Raw genomic sequence first — 21,751 nt, forward strand, 5'->3', positions numbered from 1 at the left:
CCTTTGACAGATGTGTCAGGAGAGTTCTACAGCAGTGCCCGGAGACTGGCGATCGTCTCCTCGACGGGCAGGTGGGAGGTGAAACCCGCCGCCTTGGCGTGCCCGCCGCCGCCCAGTTCGGCACAGACGCGCGAGACGTCCACCCCGCCCTTGGAGCGCGTCGAGACCTGCCAGGCGCCCTCGTCGTCCTCCTTGAGGATCGCGGCGACGTCCGCCTCGTCGGTGCGCCGGACCACGTCGATGATCCCCTCCACCTCGTCGTACGGCAGCCCGTACGCGGCCCGGTCGGCCCGGGTGACGAACGTCCAGACCAGGCCGCCGCCCACCTCGGGCTCCAGCCGAACCCGCTCCAGCGCGGCACCGAGCACCTTCAGGTAGCCGAACGGGGAACGGTCCCACAGCTCACGGGCGATCTGCTCGGGGTCAAGCCCGCATGCCACCAGCCGGGCGGCCATGGCATGCGCCCGCGGGGTGGTGGAGGAGTGCCGGAACGAGCCGGTGTCGGTGACGAGCCCGACGTACAGGCAGGTCGCGACGGCCCCGTCGATCGGCAGGCCGAGCCTGCGGATCAACTCCTCGGCGAGCACGGCGGTGGCTGCGGCGGCGGGGTCGATCAGGTTGAGCGTGCCGAACCCGGTGTTGGACGGGTGGTGGTCCAGCACGATCAGCTCTCGTGCCCTGACCGCGTTTCCGGCCAGCGTGCCAAGGCGCTCGGCGGTGGGGACGTCGAAGGTGACCATCACCTCGGGTACCGCGGGATAGTGCGCGGGGTCGGTCAGCAGGTCCTGCCCCGGCAGGAAGCGGAGCAGCCTGGGCACATGGAAACTCCGGTCACCGAAGGACGCGGTGACCCGCTTGCCCGCCGCGCGCAGCGCGAGCCCGACGGCCAGCGTGGAGCCGAGTGCGTCACCGTCGGGCGAGACGTGACAGGCCAGCGCGACCTCGTCCGCGGCCGAGATGAGCTCGACGGCCCGGTCCCAGTCCTGGCCGGAGACCGGGCCGTCGGCACGCGGATCGGGCGTCACGTCGCGGAGCGTCCCGCGCGCTCCGAGGATTCGTCCTCTTCGTCCCCGAAGTCGTGGTCCCTGTCCTCGGGCTTGCGGTAGGGGTCGGCGTCCCCCGCGTGCAGGGCCCCCTCGGCCCGCTTGGCGATCTCCACGTCCCTGGCCTTCGCCTCGGCGAGCAGGTCCTCCAGGTGACGGGCGGTGTCCGGGAGCGGGTCGTGGGTGAACGTCAGCGTCGGCGTGTGGCGCAGCCCCGTCTGGCGGCCCACCTCCGAACGGATGAGCCCCTTGGCGCTCTCCAGCGCCAGGGCGGAGTCGGCTCGTTCCGCCTCAGAGCCGAAAACGGTGTAGAACACCGTGGCGTCGCTCAGGTCGTTGGTGATTCGCGTGTCCGTCACGGTCACGAACCCCAGCCTGGGGTCCTTGATCCGGCGCTCCAGCATCTCCGCCACGACCTGCTGGATCCGGTCGGCGATCTTGCGTGCTCGTGCGGCGTCCATAGCTCCCCCCTTCTTGTGGGAACGGCCGGAGCGGGAGGGGTGCCTCCGCCGCCGGCCGTCTCCACACCTAGTCTTCGTCCTCGTTGTAGAGCCGGTGTCTGGCGGACAGCAACTCGATCTCCGGGCGGAACGCGATCAGCCGCTCGCAGTCGTCCAGCACCGCACCGCAGTTGGCCGCGGTGGCGGAGACGACCGCGATCCCGATCTCGGTACGGCGGTGCAGATCGAGATGACCGGTCTCCGCCACGGCCACACCCGGGAACCGTCGCTGCACCTCGGCGACGATGGGACGCACCACCGAGCGCTTCTGCTTCAGCGAGTGGACCTCGCCGAGCAGGATGTCCAATGTCAGGGCACCTACATACATAGTGGATCACCCGCCACGATCGTCACTGTGCCACCTCAGGGGCGGGCCGCCCGCCGGCCGCCGCCCCAGAGGGGGCGGCCGGCGGGACGGTCCTGCTGCCTGTCCGGGGGCATCAGACGCGCGGCTTCTCCCGCATCTCGAAGGTCTCGATGACGTCATCGATCTTGATGTCGCTGTAGCCGACACCGATACCGCACTCGAACCCTTCGCGCACCTCGGTCGCGTCGTCCTTGAAGCGACGCAGCGAGGAGACGGTGAGGTTGTCGGAGATGACGACCCCGCCGCGGATGAGACGGGCCTTGCTGTTGCGGACGATCGTGCCCGAGCGGACCAGAGCACCGGCGATGTTGCCGATCTTCGGCACCTTGAAGACCTCGCGGACTTCCGCGGTGCCCATCTGGACCTCTTCGAACTCCGGCTTGAGCATGCCCTTGAGGGCCGCCTCGATCTCCTCGATCGCCTGGTAGATGACCGAGTAGTAGCGGATGTCGACGCCCTCGCGCTCGGCCAGATCGCGCGCCCTGACCTCGGGGCGCACGTTGAAGCCGATGATGACCGCGTTGTCGTCGGCGACCGCCAGGTTGACGTCGTACTCGGTGATCGCACCGACGGCGCGGTGGAGCACCCGCAGGCGCACCTCGTCACCGACGTCGATCTTGAGCAGCGCGTCTTCCAGAGCCTCGACGGAACCGGAGACGTCACCCTTGATGATGAGCTTGAGCTCGTCGACCTGGCCCTTCTCCATCTCGCTGAAGAGCTCTTCGAGGGTGCGGCGACGGCCGGACTTGGCCATGTCCGCGATGCGCTTGCGCGCCGCGCGCTGCTGGGCGATCTGGCGCGCCATCCGGTCGTCGGTGACGACGATGAAGTTGTCACCGGCGCCCGGCACCGCGGTCAGACCGAGGACCGCCACCGGACGGGACGGGTCGGCCTCCTGGATCGCCTCGCCCTTGTCGTCGAGCATCGCCCGGACGCGGCCGAAGGCCTCGCCACAGACGATCGAGTCGCCGACGCGGAGCGTGCCGCGCTGGACCAGCACGGTCGCGACCGGACCACGGCCCTTGTCGAGGTGGGCCTCGATGGCGACGCCCTGCGCGTCCATCGTGTCGTTGGCCCGCAGGTCGAGCTCGGCGTCCGCGGTGAGCAGGATGGCCTCGAGAAGGTTCTCGATGCCGGTCCCGTTCTTGGCGGAGATGTCGACGAACATCGTGGTGCCGCCGTACTCCTCGGCGACCAGGCCGTACTCGGTGAGCTGGGCGCGCACCTTGTTCGGGTCCGCCCCCTCCTTGTCGACCTTGTTGACCGCGACGACGATCGGCACGTCGGCCGCCTGGGCGTGGTTGAGCGCCTCGATGGTCTGCGGCTTCACACCGTCGTCGGCCGCGACGACCAGGACGGCGATGTCGGTCACCTTGGCACCTCGGGCACGCATGGCGGTGAACGCCTCGTGACCCGGGGTGTCGATGAAGGTGATCTTCCGGTCCTCGCCCTCGTGCTCGGCGGCGATCTGGTAGGCACCGATGTGCTGGGTGATGCCACCCGCCTCCTGCGCCACCTCGTTGGTGTTGCGGATGGCGTCGAGCAGCTTGGTCTTACCGTGGTCGACGTGACCCATGACGGTCACCACCGGCGGGCGCGCGACCAGGTCGGACTCGTCGCCCTCGTCCTCGCCGAACTCGATGTCGAAGGTCTCCAGGAGCTCGCGGTCCTCCTCCTCCGGGCTGACCACAAGCAGGTTGTAGTCGAGCTCGGCGGCCAGAAGCTGGAGCGTCTCCTCGTTGACCGACTGCGTGGCGGTCACCATCTCGCCCAGGTGCAGCATGATCTGCACCAGGGACGCCGGGATCGCGCCGATCTTGTCGGCGAAGTCCGACAGGGAGGCGCCGCGCGACAGGCGGATCGTCTGCCCGTTGCCGCGAGGAGCCTGCACGCCGCCGATCGCCGGGGCCTGCATGTTGTCGAACTCTTGACGCCGCTGGCGCTTGGACTTGCGACCGCGGGTCGGGCGTCCGCCGGGACGGCCGAACGCGCCCGCGGTGCCTCCACCGCGGCCACGGCCACCGCCACCGGGACGGCCGGCGAAACCGCCGCCACCGCCACCGGGACCACCGGTTCCGGTGCCGGGACGGCCCGCGCCGCCACCGCCACCCGGACGGCCGGCGAAACCGCCGCCACCGCCACCGGGACGACCGCCGCCGCCACCGGGACGGCCCGCGCCGCCACCGGGACGACCGGCACCCGCACCGCCACCGGGGCGGCCCGCGCCGCCACCGGGACCGGCGGGCCGGCCCTGCGGCATCATCATCGGGCTGGGACGCGGACCACCGGGGCGCGGACCACCGGGGCCACCCGCACCGCCGCCGGGACGCGGGCCACCCGCGCCGGGACCCGGACGCGGGCCGGCCGCACCGGGCGGACCGGAACGGGCGCCGGGCGGACGGGGACCGGCACTGTCGCGACCCTCGCGGGGACCGCGATCCTCACGCGGACCGGGACGCGGCCCCCTGTCGCCGGGACCGCCGTCGCGGCCGGGACCACCGGGGCCACCGGGACCGCCGGGACGCGGCGGACGGGCCTGGCCCATGCCGCTGGCGTTCGACGAGAACGGGTTGTTACCGGGGCGCGGACCACGCGGGCCCGGACGCGGACCCGGCTTGGGCGCGCCCGCGCCGGCACCGGACCTGGGACCCGAGGGCGCTCCGCCGGGGCCACCCGAGGGACGACCCTCCGGACGACCCTCGGGGCGCGCCGCCGGACCGGGGCGCGGAGCGGGCCGCGGACCCGGCTTGGGGCCGGAGGCCGCCGGACGGCCGCTGTCGCTGCGGGGCGCCTCGAAGCGCGGCGGCTGCACCTGCGGCGGCTGCTGCCGCGGCGGCTGCGGAGGCTGCACCTGCTGGGGCTCCGGCTTGGGAACGACCGGCGGGGCCTGCGGCGCGGGCGCCGCAGGACGAGCCGGTACGGGACCCGGTCGCGGTCCCGGCCGAGGGGCCGGTCCCGGCTTGGGGATGGATGTCGGCGCCGAAGAGACGCCGTTTGGCTGGCCGTCACCCGGCCGAGGTGCCGCCTGAGGCGGCCTGGGGCCTCTGCCCCTGTCGGACGAACCCTTACTGGGGCCGCCTAGCGCTTCCGTGAGCCTGCGGACTACCGGTGCTTCGATAGTCGAGGACGCCGAACGCACGAACTCGCCCATCTCCTGGAGCTTGGCCATGACGACCTTGCTCTCCACACCGAACTCCTTGGCGAGCTCGTATACCCGGACCTTCGCCACTGCACTCCCTTGTCTCGGCCCGGGAGGCGGTGCCGCCGGACCGTCGTTACGTTGACGTACTCATCGCCGCATGCTCATCAGGCGCTCATAGCTATCTGACCAGCCCATCAAATCGGCGTCCTACATGACAGTCGGTAACCATTTCACCCGATCCTTTCAGCCTGTTGCTCTTCCAGGTGGCCACGCAGCCGCGACAGGTCGAGCGGAACCGCAACGCGAAACGCACGCGGAAACGCTCGGCGACGCTCTGCGAGTTCGAGACAGCTCAGGGTGGGATGCAGTGAAGCACCACGCCCCTGGAGCCGTCTTCGCAGGTCGGGGACTATAACGCCCTCGACCACCACCAGGCGGAGCAGCTCGGAGGAAACCGTGCGAACCCGGCACCCCACACACGTTCTCAGTGGGGCAGCCTGGCCACCATATTCCAGCTTACCGTGTGGACGCATCTGCGGAACCTGCCGCGTCCCCCGGCTGGGTGTCGGGACGGATGTCGATGCGCCAGCCGGTGAGGCGGTTGGCCAGCCGGGCGTTCTGCCCCTCCTTGCCGATGGCAAGGGAGAGCTGGTAGTCCGGCACGGTCACCCGCGCGGCACGGCCGTCGAAGTCGATCACCTCTACGTGGGAAACGCGCGCCGGCGACAGGGCATTCCCCACGAACTCCGCGGGATCCTCCGACCAGTCGATGATGTCGATCTTCTCACCGTGCAACTCGGTCATCACGTTGCGCACGCGCGAGCCCATCGGGCCGATACAGGCGCCCTTGGCGTTCACCCCCGGCCGCCGCGACCTGACCGCGAGCTTGGTGCGGTGACCGGCCTCGCGGGCGATGGCGGCGATCTCCACCGTACCGTCGGCGATCTCCGGCACCTCCAGCGCGAAGAGCTTCTTCACCAGTCCGGGGTGGGTGCGCGACAGGGTCACCGAGGGGCCCTTGTGCCCCTTCTTGACCTGGACCACGTAGCAGCGGATCCGCTCGCCGTGGACGTACTCCTCACCCGGGACCTGCTCGCTGTGCGGCAGCACCGCCTCGATCTTGCCCAGGTCGACCAGGACCACCCTCGGGTCCTTGCCCTGCTGGATGACGCCGGCCACCAGCTCGCCCTCGCGGCTGGCGAACTCCCCGAAGTTGATCTCGTCCTCGGCGTCACGGAGCTGCTGCAGGATGACCTGCTTGGCGGTGGTCGCGGCGATGCGGCTGAAGTTGCCCGGGGTGTCGTCGAACTCCCTGAGCACCTCCCCGCTCTCGGCGTCGAGTTCGGCGGCGAAGATGGTCACGTGCCCGGACTTGCGGTCGAGCTCGGCGCGCGCCTTGGCCGCCGCGCCCTCGCTCCGGAAATATGCGATCAGCAGCGCGTCCTCGATCGCCTTGACGACCAGGTCGAAGGAGATGTCCTTCTCCCGCTCCAGGCTGCGCAGGACGCTCATGTCGATGTCCACGAGGCTTCCCCCTTAGCCCTCGTCGCCGTCTTCGCCGTCGTCTTCGGCGTCGTCGAGCCGGCGGAATTCCACCTGAACCCGTCCTCGGGTCAGGTCCTCATAGTCGATGCGGCGCGGCGCGCCGTCGACGTCCAGCTCCACGCCGGTCTCGTCGGTGGCGACGATCCGGCCCTCCACGGCGGTGCCGTCCCTCAGGTCGGCCTTGACCAGCCTCCGCACCGCGCGGCGCCAGTGGCGCGGCTCGGTGAGCGGGCGGTCCACCCCCGGGGAGGAGACCTCCAGCACGTACGGGGTGCTTCCCATCGCGTCGTCGGCGTCCAGCGTCGCGGAGACCGCGTGGCTGACCTCCGCGACGTCGTCGAGGCTCACGCCGCCGTCACGGTCGACGACGACACGCAGCAGCCGCCTCTTGCCCGCGGGGGTGACCGTGACGTCCTCCAAGTCGAGCCCCTCGGCTCCGACGACAGGTTCCAGAAGCTTCATCAGGCGGTCGCGGGATGTGGCGTTGCCCATGCCGACCTCCCATTGTCACGATCTCAGCCGGGCGGACCTCGCCCATGCGATTAACCAGCCTATCCACACCAGGGCGTGGAAACAGCGCCACTCGGTGTGGCGGAGCCGCCCGAGAAGCGAGGTGGGTGCCATTATTCCAAGCCCGTACGATGCTAGGTGCGTCAGCTGCCGACACAGAACCGGAGGTCGTCCGTGCGTTCCGTCTCCCGGCGCGCCCTGTTGCGGGGCGGCGCTCTCGGGGTTGCGGCCGTGGCCGCCGCGGGCTGCGCCGCCGAGGAACGGGTGCCTCCGGTGGCCGAGCGTCCCGATCCCGAAACCGTGCTCCTGCGGGAGCTGATCGCGGGCAAGGAGCGGGCAGTGGCCCTGTACGCCTCGGCCGCCTCGGCCAGGCTCGCGCCCTTCAGGCAGCGGCACGAGGCCCATCTGGCCGAGCTCCGCCGCCGTCTCCCGCCCGCCGCCGTCTCCGCGACGCCCACCCCCTCGCCCACCCCCTCGCCCTCCGGCGGCGCGTCCGCGGGCGGCAGGACGTCGGTGCGGGCCCTTCGCGATCTGGAGCGCAGGGCGGCCGCGCTCCGTGCCCGGCAGGTCGAGGGGGCCTCGCCCCCGCTGGCCCAGCTGATCGCGTCCATCGGCGCCTGCGAGGCCGCGCACGCCCTGGCCCTGTCGAGATCGCTGTGAGGGCCGGCCAGGGACTCGGCGCGGCGCTGGCGGCCGAGCACGCCGCCGTGTACGCGTACGGGGTCATCGGGGCCAGGAGCACGGGGAGGCTGCGCACCGAGATGACGGCGGCCTACAACGCCCACCGCGCCCGCCGTGACCAGCTCCGCGCCATGATCGTCAAGATGGGCGGCACCCCGGCCGAGCCGACCGCGGTCTACGAGCTCCCGGTCACGCCGTCCACGGCGGCGCAGGCGGTGGAGCTGGCCGTGCTGGTCGAGCGGAGGGTGACCGGCGCCTACCTGGAGCTGGCGGCCTCCGCCGACACGGCGCTGCGCAAGATGGCCGCGCTGGCCATGCAGGAGTGCGTCACCCGCTCCTACAACCTGCGCCCGGAGATCGACACCTTCCCCGGCATGCCGCCCGCGCCCGCCACCTCTCCCAGCACCTCACCCACCGCCACCCCCACGGCGACCGCCGCCGAGTGACTTTCACCGATGGCCGCTTTCCCGGAGTAAGGATTTCCCGGGGTGACGGGCCGGTCGGCGCGGTATCGATGCCTGACCACGGCCCCCGTGTTCATGAGATGAGATTCAAACCCGCTTTCGAGCATGTTTGTACGGCGCCTGCCGGGTAGCTGAATCTCCGTGAAACACGCCTGAGGAGGAGGAGTAATGGGCTGGGGATACCGGAAATCCATGAAGTTCGGTCCGTTCCGTCTTAACCTTTCGCGGAGTGGAGTGGGTCACAGCTGGGGAAACCGTGCCTTCAGAGTCACCAAGACGGCAGATGGGCGCCGCACGCTGAGCGTCAACCTGCCCGGCGGTTTCCACTGGCGCAAGACGCTCGGCAGCGGTGCGCGTCGCTGACGGGCGTTTCCCGGGAACCGTTCGCGAACCCCGGTCGTTCTTCTGACACGGCACGAGGTTCGGGGAGAGAACAATGGGCTGGGGATACAGAAAGTCGATCAAAATCGGTCCCTTCCGGATCGACCTGTCTCCACGAGGGGTCGGCCACGGCTTCGGCAATCGCAGATTCCACGTCGCGAGAACTCCCGACGGCCGCAAACACATCACCGTCAACCTGCCCGGCGGATTCCACGTGGGCAGGACGATCGGCCGGACGGTCGGCCGGAGTTCCCGCTACCGCCACTACTGAGACGGGGCCACAGACCTGAAGGAGCGGCCCACCCGCCGGGTGGGCCGCTCCTTCACATGTGCGGTGGCGCGGGGCGAGATCGTCGCCTCCCGGCCCGCGGGTTCACTCCTCGCAGGCCGCCACGACGCGGTCGACCGCCTCGGCGAGCGGGATCTCCTCCTTGGCACCGGTGGCGCGGTCGCGCAGCTCCACGACGCCCTGGGTGAGGCCTCGGCCGACGATCAGGATCGTCGGCATGCCGAGCAGCTCGGCGTCCTTGAACTTCACGCCCGGCGAGACCCCGGAGCGGTCGTCCACCAGGACGCGCAGGCCGCGGCCCTCCAACTCCTCGGCGATCTTCACAGCGGCCTCGATCTGGCCGTCCTTGCCGGTGCCCACGATGTGGACGTCGGCCGGGGCGATCTCGCGGGGCCACCGCAGGCCGAGTTCGTCGTGCCGCTGCTCGGCCAGCACCGCCACGGCGCGGGAGACGCCGACGCCGTAGGAGCCCATGGTGATGCGGATCGGCTTGCCGTCGGGGCCGAGGGCGTCGAGCTTCGCGGCGTCGGCGTACTTTCGGCCGAGCTGGAAGATGTGACCGATCTCGATACCGCGGTCGATGGAGAGGCCCGAACCGCAGACCGGGCAGGCGTCGCCCGCGCGGACCTCGGCGGCCTCGATGGTGCCGTCGGCGACGAAGTCACGGCCCGCGACGACGTCCGCGGCGTGCTTGCCCGGCTCGTTGGCGCCGGTCACCCAGGCGGTGCCGTCGACCACGCGGGGGTCGACGAGGTAGCGGATGCCGAGATCCCGCAGGACCTGCGGGCCGATGTAGCCGCGGACCAGGCCGGGGTGCCTGGCGAAGTCCTCGGCCTCGAAGATGGCGGGCTCACCGGGGGCCAGGGACGCCTCCAGCCGCTTGAAGTCGACCTCGCGGTCTCCGGGAACACCCACGACCAGGGTCTCGGTCTTGCCGGAGCCCGGGACGGTCACCTTGACCACGATGTTCTTGAGCGTCTGGGCGGCGGTGATGCCCAGGCCGTGGTGCTCGTTGACGTGGTTGACCAGCGACTCGATGGTCGGGGTGCCGGGGGTGTCGAGCACCCGCATGGCGGGCCGCTCGCCGGTGCCCTCGGCGACCGGGGCGGGGGTGACGACGGCCTCCGCGTTGGCCGCGTAGCCACAGTCGTGGCAGGCCACGAAGGTGTCCTCACCGGTGGCCGCGGGGGCGAGGAACTCCTCGGAGGCCGACCCGCCCATCGCGCCGGAGGTGGCGAAACAGATCTTGTAGGTGATGCCGAGCCGGTCGAAGGTCTTGATGTAGGTCTCGCGGTGGCGCTCGTAGGAGTGCTTGAGACCCTCGTCGTCGAGGTCGAAGGAGTAGGAGTCCTTCATGATGAACTCGCGCCCGCGCAGGATGCCGGCCCGGGGCCTGGCCTCGTCGCGATATTTCGTCTGGATCTGGTAGAGGGTCACCGGATAGTCCTTGTAGGAGGAGTACTCCCCCTTGACCATGTCGGTGAACATCTCCTCGTGGGTGGGACCGAGCAGGTAGTCGGCACCCTTGCGGTCCTTGAGGCGGAAGAGCGTGTCCCCGTACTCGGTCCAGCGGCCGGTCGCCTCGTAGTACTCACGGGGCAGGAGCGCGGGGAAGAGCACCTCCTGGCCGCCCATGCGGTTCATCTCCTCGCGCACCACGCGCGTGACGTTCTCCAGGACCGTCTTGCCGAGGGGCAGCCAGGAGTAGACGCCGGGGGCGACGCGGCGGACGTAACCGGCGCGGACGAGCAGCTTGTGGCTCGGGACTTCCGCGTCTGCCGGGTCGTCCCTCAGCGTTCGAAGAAACAGCGACGACATGCGCAGCAGCACGGCTACTCCTAGCTAGCAGGGATCGATGCCCTACAGGCTATCGAGTCCGGCAAGCCGATTGTCGGCCGTCGCCCCTTTCAGAGCCCGGCGAGGAAAACGAAGTAGAAGGCCCCGAGGGCCAGCGCGACCAACGCGGAGCAGACACGCTCCCTGCCGCGGGCCAGTGAGACCAACATCCCCAGCGCGAACACGATCACGACCGCGGCTCCCCACGGCCAGAAGCCGGGGACGTGCTCGGGGCCGGGCATCATCTTGTCGATGCCTTCGAACAGGGCCAGCCCGACCGCCCCGCCGGCCGCGAGGGCTCCCCAGCGGCCGGGGCGCTTGGCGAGATAGGCGAGAACCCCGATCGTCACGAGATTGACGACCGTGAGGTTCATCGTGGCGCCGTCGTCGCCGAGCCTGGCGAGCCAGTCTCCCGGTTCGAAGAGGGTGGCGGTCAGTATCGAGAGCAGCACCCCGAACGCGGCGAGCACGCTGGAGAGCACCGCCCAGCCGAAACCGGCCGCGCTCCGCCCCACGACGACGGCGAGGAGGACGTACGCGTACGGGTTGTAGATCGCACCAGGCAGGCCGGGGCCGTAGAGCAGTAGCGCTCCGACGCCACCCAGCAGCATCCCCACGAAGAGCGAGAGGACCATGTGCCGGAGAATGGCGCGATCCCGTCGGTCCCCCGCGACGAAGTCAAGCGTGTAGTTGCGTTCTGCCAAAGCCACCGATCCCCCGATCACATGTACTCGTGGCCACCGGCAGTATATCTGACCTGCACTAATACCCAGAGTGGGACAAATTTTACTAGGCAAGCGAGCGCTTGGTTATGCTGTTGCCGTGAGTCTTTTCGCGAGCGTTTCCCCAAGCCTTTCCGAGGAGCGGCTGGAGCTCCGTGACGCGGTCCGCTCCTTCCTCACCCGGCACCCGGACGCCCCCTGGGTCCGGTTCGCCGCCGAGCTGGGCGTGGCCGGCCTGGCGGTCCCCGAGGAGTACGGCGGCGCGGGCTGCGGCATGGCCGAGGCGGCCGTCGTGTGCGAGGAGGTCGGCCGCGCCCTGTCGCCCCATCCCTACCTGCAGACCGCGGTGCTGGCCGTGGAGGCGATCAAGGCCACCGGCGACCGGGCGGCCATGGCCAGGCTGCTTCCCGGCATCGCCGAAGGCGCCGTCACCGCGACCGTGCTGCTCCCCGGCGACGCCGAGCTGGTGCTGGACGGCGACCGGCTGACCGGGATCGCCCGGCACGCCCTGGACGGCGAGCTGGTGCTGGCCTACGCGGGCGGCGCGCTCCTTGAGGCCGCCCCCTCCTCCCGCACGCCGCTGCCCACCCTGGACCAGACCCGCCCGCTCACCGCGCTCGCCTTCGACGCCGTCCCCGCCGTCCGGATCGGCTCCGGCACGGCGCACGAGCGGGTCCGCGACCTGGCGGTCGCCGCGCTGGCCGCCGAACAGGTGGGCGGGGCGGCCCGCTGCCTGGAGACCGCGGTGGCCCACGCGAGACAGCGCCACCAGTTCGGCCGCCCGATCGGTTCCTTCCAGGCGGTCAAGCACAAGCTCGCCGACGTGCTCCTGCTGGTCGAGTCGGCCCGCTCGGCCGCCCTGGCCGCCGCGTGCGCCCCGCTGGAGGAGCTTCCCGTCCGGGCCGCCGTCGCGGGCTCCTACTGCACGGAGGCCTACCTGGCCGCCGCGGGCGAGAGCATCCAGGTCCACGGCGGCACCGGCGTCACCTGGGAGCATCCGGCCCATCGCTACTTCAAGCGGGCCACCGCGGACGCCCAGCTCCTCGGCACCCCGCAGGCGCACCGCGCCCGCCTGGCCGCCGCCGCGGGCCTGTAGGGAGAGCGCCTCACGGGTCGGCTTGTTGACGTCCCGGCATGCTGGTAATCTCGCCAAGCGAGCGCTTGGTTAAGTGGAAGGCCTCGGCCGGGGGTCGGATGGACACAACGGAGGCGTGGATGACGTCCCTAAGGATCAGCCTGGGCTACGAGCTGGAGGTCCGCGGACGCTCCCGCGAGGTCGAACAGCAGACGTTCCGCAACGTGATCGACCAGGTGGTCCTCGGAGACCGGCTGGGCTTCGACACCGCGTGGTTCGTCGAGCACCACTTCACCCGGGGCTTCTCCCACTCATCGGCCCCCGACCTCGTGCTGGCCGCCATCTCCCAGCGCACCGAGCGGATCCACCTCGGCCTGGGCGTGGTGCTGCTGCCCTTCCAGTCGCCCATCAGGACCGCCGAACGCGTCGCGACCCTCGACGTCATCTCCGGCGGCCGGGTGGAGTTCGGCACCGGACGGGGCGCGTCCCCGCTGGAGTACCAGGCGTTCCAGAAGCCCTTCGAGAAGTCGCGGCAGATCTGGGAGGACTCGCTGGAGGCCACCCTCGCCATCTGGAACGCCGACGGCGAGCCGATCAGCCGGTCCAACGAGTTCTTCGAGATCCCCGACGTCTCCGTCTACCCTCGACCGGCCCAGGTGCCGCACCCTCCCGTGTGGGTGGCGTCCACCTCCCTGGAGGGCTACCTGGCCGCGGCCAGGCACGGTTACAACCTGCTGGGCATGACGATGCTCAAGGGCCTCGACGACGTCGCCGAGGACATCGCGAGCTACCGGCAGTGCCTGGCCGACAACGGCTTCGACCCCGACAGCCGGCGGATCGCGCTGATGATCCCGTGGTTCGTCGGCGGCACCAGGGAGCGGGCGTTCGAGATCGCCTCCGACCCGGTCCTGTGGTACATCCGGCGCCAGGTCAACCTGGTCACCCCTCCCGACTACTACGACGCCCGGCACGCCACCCACAAGGTCCTGGGCCAGCTCGCGGCCGGCATGCCCCCCGAGGAGGCCATGGCCACGCTCCGCGAGCACCACATGGTCGTGGTGGACGACGTGGAGGGCTCCCGGAAGGCCGCGGCCCGCATCGCCGAGGCCGGGGCCACCGACCTGATCCTGCAGGCACAGGTGGGCGGCCTCGCCCACGAACACGTCTGCGAGTCGATGCGGCTTTTCATGACCGAGGTGATCAATTGACGACGAACCCGGCGGCCCGCGGCGACGGCGCCGCGCCCGCCCCGAACGCGGCGCCCGCCGGAGCCGTCCCGCTCGGTGCGCCCTCCGTATGGCTGACCAGGGACGACCTCGCCGCCGGGAGCCGGAGCGCGTCCGGGCTGCTGCTGGTCTCCGCCGACGCCGGCAGCGTGACCCCCGCGGGCGAGGTCGGCGAGCTGACCGCCGCCTACGCCGCCGCGCTGCGGGCGGCGGGCGTGGACGGGCGGGACCGGGTGGTGGCGGCGCTGTCGGGCGACGGCGAGCTGGCGGGCCCGCAGTGGGCGCGCGCCGCCGCCGAGGTCGCGGGGGCGGGTGCCTCCGTCGGCCCCCGGGGCAGGCTCAGGCTGCACCACGCGCTGGAGTCGCTGGGCGCGACCACCCTGGTGATCACGCCGACCGGCGCGATGGACCTGCTGGCCCGGCTACACCTGGAGTTCCTGCTGGACCCGCTGGACCTGGGCCTGCGGCACGTCGTGCTGACCGGGGAGATCGCCTCGCGCCGCACGATGTCGCATCTGGCGACGGAGTTCGGGGCACGGGTGACGGAGGTCTACTGCTCGCCGTTCACCGCGACGCCGCTGGGTTGGCGGTCCTCGGAGTCGGCGCCGCTGACCCTGCTCGTACCCGGCTCGGTGGGCCTGGCCCCGCTGGAGAAGGACGAGCTGCAGGCACCGCCGTACGCCTCGGGGCCGGCCGAGCTGGTCGTCGCCGGCCCGCGGGCCGGGGAGGCGGTGCGCACCGGCCAGGTGGTCAGGGTCTCCGGCGGGGAGGCGATCCCCGCCCCCGAGCACACGGTCGGCGACCACGTGCTGGTGCGCGGGGTGTGGGTGTCGCTGAACCGGATCCAGCGGGCGCTCAACAAGATCGACGGAGTCTCCGGCTGGGAGCTGGGCGTCTCGCGGCAGGGCACGCTCGACACCGCGGTCCTGACCGTGACCTTCAAGCGGGAGAGCCTCGTCGGGAATCCCATGTGGAGGTCGCGCCTCCAGCAGTCGCTCAAGGCGCTCACCCCGGTCACGATCGCCGTCGAGATCTCCGACCGGATCTCGGAGACGGTCTCCCCCGGCGTGGTGAACGACACGCGAGGCCACCACCTGGGCAGGGATCGCACAGCCATCGCCCGCTGATCCACGAAAGGCGCGACCGCCATGGAAGTACCCGGCTGGCGAACGATTCCCCGCATGCTCCGCGCCCTGTCCGGCGATCACCCCTCGGACGTCGTCGTGGACGACGGGACGGTCCGGCTGACCCTCGCCGAGCTGCGCGACCGGGCGGGCGAGGTCGCCAGGGGCCTGATCGCGCTGGGCGTGCTGCCGGGCGATCGGGTCGCCGTCTGGGGCCCGAACGACGCGCACTGGGTGATCACCGCGTTCGGCGTCTGGGACGCCGGCGCGGTGCTCGTGCCGCTGTCGTCGCGCTACAAGGGCATCGAGGCCGCCGCGACGCTCCGCTCGACCGGGGCGAGCGTGCTGATCACCGGGTACGGTCACGACGGCGCCGTCCTGGCCGACCTGCTGGCCGAGGCCGCCGGCGAGACGGGCGGCGGCCTGCCCTTCGCCGGCCTGCCGGACCTGCGGCACTCGATCGTGCCCGAGGGGCTGGAGCGGCCCGGCTCGGCGCAGCCATCGCAGGTGCTCGTCGCCGGCTCCCTCATCGGGCGCGCCGAGGCCGAGGAGCGCGCGCTGGCCGTACGACCTGACGACCTGTGCGAGATCATCTCCACCTCGGGCACCACGGGCACGCCCAAGGGCGTGATGCTCGAACACGGCCGGATGCTGCGCGGTTACTGGGACTGGGCGGAGATCGTCACGCTCGGCCCCGGCGACCGCTACCCGGTGATCGCCCCGTTCGCGCACGGCTTCGGGCTCAACGCCGGGCTGCTGGCCTCGGTCATGCGCAGGGCCACGATGATGCCGATCGCCACGTTCGGCCCCGACCTGCTGGCCGGCCTGATCCGCGACGGCGGGATCACGATCCTGGCCGGGCCCCCGATGCTGTTCCACCGGCTGCTCGAGGAGACCGAGATCGGCGAGCACTCGGTGCGCGTGGCGATCTGCGGGGCGGCCTCCGTCCCCTCCGAGCTGGTACGCAGGCTGCTGGAGCGGATCGGCCTGGAACGCATGATCAACGCGTACGGGTTGATGGAGGGCACGGTCGTCTCCATGACCAGGGCCGACGACCCCGTCGAGGTCATCGCGGGCAGCACGGGCCGCCCCGTGCCGGGCATGGAGGTGCGGATCGTCGACGACGACGGCCTGGAGGTGCCGCGCGGCGAGCGCGGCGAGGTCCTCGTCCGCGGGTACGGGGTCATGCGCGGTTACTGGGGCGAGCCGGAAAGAACGGCCGAGGTGATCAGGGACGGCTGGTTGCACACCGGCGACATCGGCGCCCTCGACACCCGCGGCGACCTCGCCATCGTGGACCGTAAGAAGGAGCTGTTCATCGCCGGGGGGTTCAACGTCTCCCCCGCCGAGGTGGAGGGGCTCCTGCTGCGGGAGGGCTCCCTGGCCCAGGCCGCGGTGGTCTCGGTGCCCGACGAGCGGATGGGCGAGGTCGGCTGGGCGTTCGTGGTCCCGAGGCCGGGGGCGGCCGTCGAGCCGGAGAAGGTCATCTCCTGGGCCCGCGACAACATGTCCAACTACAAGGTGCCCAGGCGGGTGATCGTGGTCGACGCCCTTCCCGTCACCGGCAACGGGAAGATAGACAAACGCGCCCTGCGCGCGCGGACGACCCCGTAGACAGCACGAGCGGCCCCGTGGACGGGCGGGCGCACGAGCACGTCCTCTCACGGGGCACCGGGCACGCCGGGCATACCGTGTTCGCGGGAAATGCAGAGAACCTCCGAGGCACGTGCTCCCACGGAGGATCAGGCCCGCCGGGAACACCGTGTTCGCAGGGAATGTTCGGAAATATTGGAAACGTATCCGCCGGACGCCCCGTGCCGGATGACCGGTTCGATCACAACGGACCGCCGAGACTGGCCCGGCGGGCACCGGTAATGGAGAATCGCGTCATGACAGCCAGCACCCTGGGAGGCGATGTGTCGCTGCGAGTCGCGATCGTGGGGTCGGGGCCCGCCGGGATCTACACGGCCGAGGCCCTGAGGAAACAGGCCACCGCGCCCCTGCGGGTGGACGTGCTGGAGCGGCTGCCGACCCCGTACGGTCTGGTGCGCTACGGGGTCGCCCCCGACCACACCTCGATCAAGTCGATAGCGGGCTACCTGCGCGGCGTGCTGGAGCTTCCGGACGTGCGGTTCCTCGGCGGTGTCGAGTTCGGCAGGGACATCGGCGTCACCGATCTGCTCGACTGCTACGACGCCGTGGTCTACTGCACCGGCGCGATGGTGGACCGGCGGATGGGCATCCCCGGCGAGGACCTGCCGGGCAGCGTGGCCGCCACCGACTTCGTCAACTGGTACTGCGGCCATCCCGACATGCCCGGTGACCGCTTCGTCCTCGACAGCCCCGAGGTCGCGGTGATCGGCGTGGGGAACGTGGCGGTCGACGTGGTGCGCATCCTGGCCAAGACCGCCGACGAGCTGCGCGCCACCGACGTGCCGCAGGAGGTGCTCGACCGGCTGGCCGCCAGCGAGGTGAAGGCCATCCACATGATCGGCCGCCGGGGGCCCGAGCACGCCAAGTTCACCCTGAAGGAGCTCAGGGAGCTGGGCGAGCTGACCAACGCGGACGTGCGGGTGCGGCCCGAGGAGAGCGCCGCGGACGTCTCGACGGCGTCCCGGCAGATCAGAGGCAACGTCGAGGTCCTGCAGAGCTGGGCGGCCCGCGGCCTGACGGGCCGTCCCCGGCGGCTGGACGTGCGGTTCTGGATGCGCCCGGTGGAGATCCTCGGCGAGGGGCGGGTGGAGGCGCTCAAGCTGGAGCGAACCCGGCTGCTGGACGGCCGGGTGGTCGGCACCGGCGAGTTCGAGACCCTCCCGGTCGGCATGGTGCTGCGCTCGGTCGGCTACCAGAGCGTGCCGCTACCCGGCGTTCCCTTCTCCGAGGCCACCATGACCGTGCCGAACGAGGCCGGCCGGGTCCGCGACCGCGAGTACGTGGCGGGCTGGCTCAAGCGCGGTCCCAGCGGTGTGATCGGCACCAACAAGTCCGACGCCGCCGAGACGGTCCGCACCCTCCTCGCCGATCTCGCCGGCCGCGATCCGGTACACCGCACGGACCCGGACGAGCTCCTCGCCTCCCGGGGCATCTCACCGATCACCTACGAGCACTGGCTGGCCATCGAGGCCGCCGAGGCGGCACTGGCCAGGTCCCTCGACCGGGGCGAGCGGGTGAAACTCCTCGGCATCGCCGCCATGCTCACCGCCTGCGGCCGTCAATGACACGGCCGCGGCCACGCCCGGAGAACCGGAGGGTGGCCGCGGCCGGGGCGCTGTTCGCGCTACTCGCCGTTCTCGGTGCCGCCCTGCCCCTCCGCCGGACCCTGCGGGTCGACGCCACCGTCACCGCCGTTGTCACCGTTACCGCCGCCGCTCTGCGGCGCGCAGGAGATCGTGAAGGCCGCCTTCTTGGAGACGACCTTGCGCGGGCTCAGCACCTGGAGCGCCTGCCAGCCCTTCAGGTTGCCGCGGAAGGTGGCGCGGTCCTTCAGGATCTTCGTCCCGTTCACCTTCACGGTCTTCACCGCACTCTTGGAGCCGTCGCCCCTGAGCCAGCGGTAGGCCACCACGGTGGGCGCGCTCACCTTGATCTTCGCCGTGAAGCCGACGGTCACCGGGCACTTACCGGTGTGCTTGGCCGGACCCGCCTTCACCGCCACGGCCACCTTGGGCTTCGCGGGCGCGGCCGCCGCGGCGGCCGGAGCCGCCTGCGTCATCAGCAGTACGGCCAGCAGGGACCCGGCCAGCGCGGAGAGCCCCTTGAGTCTGTTCATGTCATCCCATCGCCGAGTGATCGAACTCCGATGGCAAAGTTTAGCCATGGTGACTTGTGATCCGGTTGGGACCGGCTGAGTCCACTGATCGGCGTGGGGCGACGGTGGCAGGGGTGACCGGTGGCGGAGGGCTGCGGCTAAGGTGCGTTCAAAACGGCGCGTCCGGTCCGAACCGGCACGTCCATATCGGCACGTCCCCAGAGGAGCACCAGCATGCGCGTCACGCTCGCCGACCCGTCCGCCCTGATCCCGGGCTTCGAGCGGGTCCACCGCGAGCAGTCGGCGCTGTACCCGTACGGACCGGCCGGGTGGCAGCCGGTGCACACGGTCTACGTCCCCGCGGACCGCCTCGACGCCGGGACGGTGCGGGCGTGGGGTGACGCCGCGCTGGAGCTGATGCGGCGGCACCTGCCGCAGGGCGATCTGGCCGCGATCCTCGGCGTGGGCGAGGACCTCGCCGGAGCCGTGCACGGCCGGGTGGCCGCCAAGCTCGGCGAGGAGCCCGTCGAGGACCTGCGCGTCGACTTCGAGGACGGGTACGGGCCGCGCCCCGCGGAGGAGGACGGTCACGCCTCCACCGCCGCCGAGGCGATCGCGGCCATGCACGCGGCCGGAACGCTCCCCCGCCGCTGGGGTCTGCGGGTGAAGTCGTTCGCCGACGGCGACCCGGTCCGCTCCCTCAGGACGCTGGACGGCTTTCTCACCGGCGTGGTCGAGCGGGTCGGGCGGCTGCCCGGGGGATTCGTGGTCACCTTCCCGAAGGTGCTGATGAGGGCCTACCTCCACCAGTTCGCCGACTGCCTGCGGGCACTGGAGGACGGGCTGGGCCTCGACGAGGGCGCGCTCCGGTTCGAGATCCAGGTCGAGGCGCCGCAGACGGTGCTGTTCCTCGACTCCGCTCTGGTCGCCTCCCTGCGGGGCAGGCTGGCCGCGGCGCACTTCGGCGTCTTCGACTACACGGCGAGCTGCGCCCTGCCCCCGCACGAGCAGCGGCTGGACCATCCCGTCTGCGATCACGCCAGGAACGTCATGCAGACGGTCTTCGCCGGGACCGGCGTGGAGTTGTCGGACGGTTCGCTGGCGGCCTCCCCCGCCTCGGATGACAGGCGGGCCGTGCAGGAGTTGTGGCGGCGCCACGCGGAGCTGGTCGGGCACTCCCTGGGCCACGGCTTCTACCAGGGCTGGGACATGCACCCGTCACACCTGGTCAGCCGGTACGCGACGGTCTACGCCTTCCACCTGTCCCGTTACCAGGAGTACGCCCACCGGGTGCGCGCCTGGCAGGAGCGGCGCGAGGCGGGCGAGGGTGTGATGGACGAGCCCGCCACGATCAAGACCATGACCGCCGCCCTGCGCCGCGCCGACCTGGCCCTGGGCGCTCCACCGGCCTGACCTCGATCGCCGGTCCCCCGGCTCCCGGCCGATCATCGCGAGACCTGGCGCGCCTCAGTCGATCAGGGCGCGCCACTGGCGGACCCGGCGCTCGTCGACCGGGTCCGACCAGGACGCCCGCACGGCGCTGCCGACGTGGAAGGCCCGCACGCCGTACTCCATCAGCACCCCGACATGGCTGGGCCTCAGCCTGCCCCCGGCCAGGATCAGCGGGCCGTCGCCCGCCTCGCACCGGGTCTTGAGCAGTGGCAGCCCGTCCGCCACGCCACCGGGCGCACCCGAGGTGAGCACGGTGGCGAGGTTGGGCAGCAGGCGGACGGCACGCCAGCTCGCCTGGGTGTCGGCCGCGTGATCCACCGCCCGGTGAAAGGTCCAGGGCAGCGGTGCGACCGCGTGGATGAGCGCCTCGGTGGCGGCCAGGTCGACCGCCCCCGCCCGGTCGAGGAACCCGAACACGAACCCGGCCGCGCCCGCGTCGGCGAGTGCCCTGGCCTCGCGGCTCAGGGTCTTCAGCGACTCGGGCGTGGCCAGGAACGAGGCCTCGCCACGCAGCATCACCATCTGCGGCAGCGCGCACTCCTTGGAGATCGCCGCGACCGTCTCCGCAGCCGGGGTGAGCCCGTCCACGGCCATGTCGGCGACGACCTCCAGGCGATCGGCGCCGCCGGCTTCGGCCGCGACGGCATCACGCACGTCAAGCGTGATCACCTCAAGCAAGGATCCGGTCATGAATGGAGGCTATCGGATGGGTTTGCCCTGGGATCGCCGTGGTTCAGACATGCTCGGGGACGGACGACCCGCGCCGGTCCGAGAAGGACAGCGCGAGGCCGGACGCGTGGGCGCGCAGGCCCCCCGGCCGCTGGAACAGGGCGCCGGAGGCGCGATGCGACAGGTCGACCGTGCGGAGATGCGCGAAACGCTGTCCCCGATAGTAGTCCTGGAGCCGCGAGTTGTCCTTGGAGCAGTCAAGCCTGAGCCATCTTCTCCCCAGGGCCAGGACCCGCAGGCCCGCCCAGTCGAGCAGCGCCTCTCCCAGCCCCCGGCCGGCGTGGGCGCGCGCCACGGCCAGCTTGTGGACGTAGAGCGCCGAGCCGGGGTCGTCTCCCGGAGCCCAGAACTCGGGGTCGGCGTGAGCGTCCAGGGCGAGGGTCGCGGCGGGCCCGTCCTCCCCGTCCAGCAGGTACATGACGCCCTCGTCGATCAGCGGGGTGATGCGCTCGGCGGGGAAGCCGGCGGCGGGCCACTGCCGCACGCCGCGGCGGTTCAGCCACCCGGCGGTCTCGGCGAGGAGCGCGAGCACCCCGCCGAGATCACCGTCCGTGGCCCTGCGCAGCGTGAACGGGCGCACGGTGGTGGGACTGGCGGTGTTCGAGTGCATGGTTCATCCCTTCGTTGCGTTCGGTACGCGAGTTGACACGGAGCGTGGCCGCCTGATGGCGCACGGCACCCATGTCGGGCTAGGCGGATGCCTAGGGGCTGGGGGCGAGCGGCGGGGAGACGCCGGTCGGGGTGAGAGGCGCGGGCGGCGCGAGAGAGCCCGGCGGGAGGGCGACGGGCGGGGGGAGCTCGGGCGAGACGGCCGGGTCCGGGGAAGGCCCGGCCCGGAGTGCGCCGGCCGGAAGGAGAACGGCCGCCCTGCGGGCGCGGCCCGCCGGGCGCCCGCGGCGCGGACGGAGTGGAGGCCG

Annotated in this window: 22 protein-coding genes; 10 read left to right on the top strand and 12 right to left on the bottom strand. The window is 71.5% G+C overall.

What is annotated here, in order from left to right; genetic code table 11:
• Nucleotides 1-26: 26 nt before the first annotated feature.
• From ACWD3H_RS03260 to rimP, 7 genes are all read right to left on the bottom strand, one after another.
• Nucleotides 27-1,025: a DHH family phosphoesterase gene (locus ACWD3H_RS03260; protein ID WP_451953849.1), complete on the bottom strand. Its 999-nt coding sequence runs from the start codon at nt 1,023-1,025 to the stop codon at nt 27-29.
• Complete coding sequence (gene rbfA, locus ACWD3H_RS03265; protein ID WP_350913038.1) at nt 1,022-1,504, bottom strand: 30S ribosome-binding factor RbfA; 483 nt, start codon at nt 1,502-1,504, stop codon at nt 1,022-1,024. Before rbfA ends, ACWD3H_RS03260 begins: the two co-directional genes overlap by 4 nt.
• Nucleotides 1,505-1,571: 67 nt before the next feature.
• On the bottom strand, nt 1,572-1,871 hold the full coding sequence (locus ACWD3H_RS03270; RefSeq protein WP_030904200.1) for a DUF503 domain-containing protein: 300 nt from the start codon (nt 1,869-1,871) through the stop codon (nt 1,572-1,574).
• A gap of 112 nt (nt 1,872-1,983) precedes the next feature.
• Nucleotides 1,984-5,139, bottom strand: coding sequence for a translation initiation factor IF-2 (gene infB / locus ACWD3H_RS03275; RefSeq protein ID WP_451953850.1), 3,156 nt, complete (start codon nt 5,137-5,139; stop codon nt 1,984-1,986).
• 143 nt (nt 5,140-5,282) lie between these two features.
• A complete protein-coding gene (locus tag ACWD3H_RS03280; protein ID WP_343968962.1) occupies nt 5,283-5,585 on the bottom strand; it encodes a YlxR family protein in 303 nt (100 codons plus the stop codon).
• The gene (gene nusA / locus ACWD3H_RS03285; RefSeq protein ID WP_350913032.1) at nt 5,569-6,576 is read right to left on the bottom strand and encodes a transcription termination factor NusA; all 1,008 of its coding nucleotides are present in this window, start codon (nt 6,574-6,576) and stop codon (nt 5,569-5,571) included. Before nusA ends, ACWD3H_RS03280 begins: the two co-directional genes overlap by 17 nt.
• A 12-nt stretch (nt 6,577-6,588) precedes the next feature.
• Complete coding sequence (rimP, locus tag ACWD3H_RS03290; RefSeq protein WP_355563137.1) at nt 6,589-7,089, bottom strand: ribosome maturation factor RimP; 501 nt, start codon at nt 7,087-7,089, stop codon at nt 6,589-6,591.
• A 192-nt stretch (nt 7,090-7,281) separates the two neighbouring features.
• Here rimP and ACWD3H_RS03295 point away from each other — a divergent pair, with 192 nt between their 5' ends.
• From ACWD3H_RS03295 to ACWD3H_RS03310, 4 genes are all read left to right on the top strand, one after another.
• The gene (locus tag ACWD3H_RS03295; RefSeq protein ID WP_451953851.1) at nt 7,282-7,767 is read left to right on the top strand and encodes a hypothetical protein; all 486 of its coding nucleotides are present in this window, start codon (nt 7,282-7,284) and stop codon (nt 7,765-7,767) included.
• Nucleotides 7,764-8,234, top strand: a complete 471-nt coding sequence (locus tag ACWD3H_RS03300; protein WP_451953852.1) for a ferritin-like domain-containing protein — start codon at nt 7,764-7,766, stop codon at nt 8,232-8,234. The genes ACWD3H_RS03295 and ACWD3H_RS03300 overlap by 4 nt, the downstream gene beginning before the upstream one ends.
• A gap of 186 nt (nt 8,235-8,420) precedes the next feature.
• Nucleotides 8,421-8,615: a DUF4236 domain-containing protein gene (locus tag ACWD3H_RS03305; RefSeq protein ID WP_350913025.1), complete on the top strand. Its 195-nt coding sequence runs from the start codon at nt 8,421-8,423 to the stop codon at nt 8,613-8,615.
• Nucleotides 8,616-8,688: 73 nt separating this feature from the next.
• On the top strand, nt 8,689-8,904 hold the full coding sequence (locus ACWD3H_RS03310; protein WP_451953853.1) for a DUF4236 domain-containing protein: 216 nt from the start codon (nt 8,689-8,691) through the stop codon (nt 8,902-8,904).
• Between the two features lie 102 nt (nt 8,905-9,006).
• On the opposite strand, the gene ACWD3H_RS03315 is transcribed toward ACWD3H_RS03310, so the two are convergent.
• Nucleotides 9,007-10,752 (bottom strand): proline--tRNA ligase, encoded by a 1,746-nt coding sequence (locus ACWD3H_RS03315; RefSeq protein WP_451953854.1) that lies wholly within the window; start codon nt 10,750-10,752, stop codon nt 9,007-9,009.
• A gap of 77 nt (nt 10,753-10,829) precedes the next feature.
• On the bottom strand, nt 10,830-11,393 hold the full coding sequence (locus tag ACWD3H_RS03320) for a hypothetical protein (RefSeq protein WP_451953855.1): 564 nt from the start codon (nt 11,391-11,393) through the stop codon (nt 10,830-10,832).
• Nucleotides 11,394-11,580: 187 nt separating this feature from the next.
• Here ACWD3H_RS03320 and ACWD3H_RS03325 point away from each other — a divergent pair, with 187 nt between their 5' ends.
• The 5 genes from ACWD3H_RS03325 to ACWD3H_RS03345 all read left to right on the top strand — a co-directional run bounded on the left by ACWD3H_RS03325 (nt 11,581) and on the right by ACWD3H_RS03345 (nt 18,123).
• Nucleotides 11,581-12,576: an acyl-CoA dehydrogenase family protein gene (locus tag ACWD3H_RS03325; RefSeq protein WP_451953856.1), complete on the top strand. Its 996-nt coding sequence runs from the start codon at nt 11,581-11,583 to the stop codon at nt 12,574-12,576.
• A gap of 119 nt (nt 12,577-12,695) precedes the next feature.
• Nucleotides 12,696-13,763, top strand: a complete 1,068-nt coding sequence (locus ACWD3H_RS03330; RefSeq protein ID WP_350913015.1) for an LLM class flavin-dependent oxidoreductase — start codon at nt 12,696-12,698, stop codon at nt 13,761-13,763.
• Nucleotides 13,760-14,908 carry a hypothetical protein gene (locus ACWD3H_RS03335; protein ID WP_451953857.1) on the top strand — a complete coding sequence of 383 codons (1,149 nt, stop codon included), beginning with the start codon at nt 13,760-13,762 and terminating at the stop codon, nt 14,906-14,908. The genes ACWD3H_RS03330 and ACWD3H_RS03335 overlap by 4 nt, the downstream gene beginning before the upstream one ends.
• A gap of 54 nt (nt 14,909-14,962) precedes the next feature.
• Entirely contained in the window at nt 14,963-16,519 is a 1,557-nt protein-coding gene (locus tag ACWD3H_RS03340) for an AMP-binding protein (RefSeq protein WP_451953858.1), read from the top strand.
• A gap of 275 nt (nt 16,520-16,794) precedes the next feature.
• The gene (locus ACWD3H_RS03345; protein WP_451953859.1) at nt 16,795-18,123 is read left to right on the top strand and encodes an FAD-dependent oxidoreductase; all 1,329 of its coding nucleotides are present in this window, start codon (nt 16,795-16,797) and stop codon (nt 18,121-18,123) included.
• 59 nt (nt 18,124-18,182) lie between these two features.
• Here the strand turns inward: ACWD3H_RS03345 and ACWD3H_RS03350 are convergent, their stop codons facing one another.
• Entirely contained in the window at nt 18,183-18,674 is a 492-nt protein-coding gene (locus ACWD3H_RS03350) for a hypothetical protein (protein WP_355563168.1), read from the bottom strand.
• Between the two features lie 213 nt (nt 18,675-18,887).
• On the opposite strand from ACWD3H_RS03350, the gene ACWD3H_RS03355 reads away from it, so the two are divergent.
• Nucleotides 18,888-20,066: a DUF6986 family protein gene (locus ACWD3H_RS03355; protein ID WP_355563171.1), complete on the top strand. Its 1,179-nt coding sequence runs from the start codon at nt 18,888-18,890 to the stop codon at nt 20,064-20,066.
• 54 nt (nt 20,067-20,120) lie between these two features.
• On the opposite strand, the gene ACWD3H_RS03360 is transcribed toward ACWD3H_RS03355, so the two are convergent.
• Together ACWD3H_RS03360 and ACWD3H_RS03365 are read right to left on the bottom strand one after the other, a co-directional pair.
• On the bottom strand, nt 20,121-20,795 hold the full coding sequence (locus ACWD3H_RS03360; protein WP_355563174.1) for a copper homeostasis protein CutC: 675 nt from the start codon (nt 20,793-20,795) through the stop codon (nt 20,121-20,123).
• A 43-nt stretch (nt 20,796-20,838) separates the two neighbouring features.
• The gene (locus ACWD3H_RS03365) at nt 20,839-21,444 is read right to left on the bottom strand and encodes a GNAT family N-acetyltransferase (RefSeq protein WP_451953860.1); all 606 of its coding nucleotides are present in this window, start codon (nt 21,442-21,444) and stop codon (nt 20,839-20,841) included.
• Nucleotides 21,445-21,751 lie beyond the last annotated feature (307 nt).

This window comes from Streptosporangium sp. NPDC002607 (genome assembly GCF_053592655.1).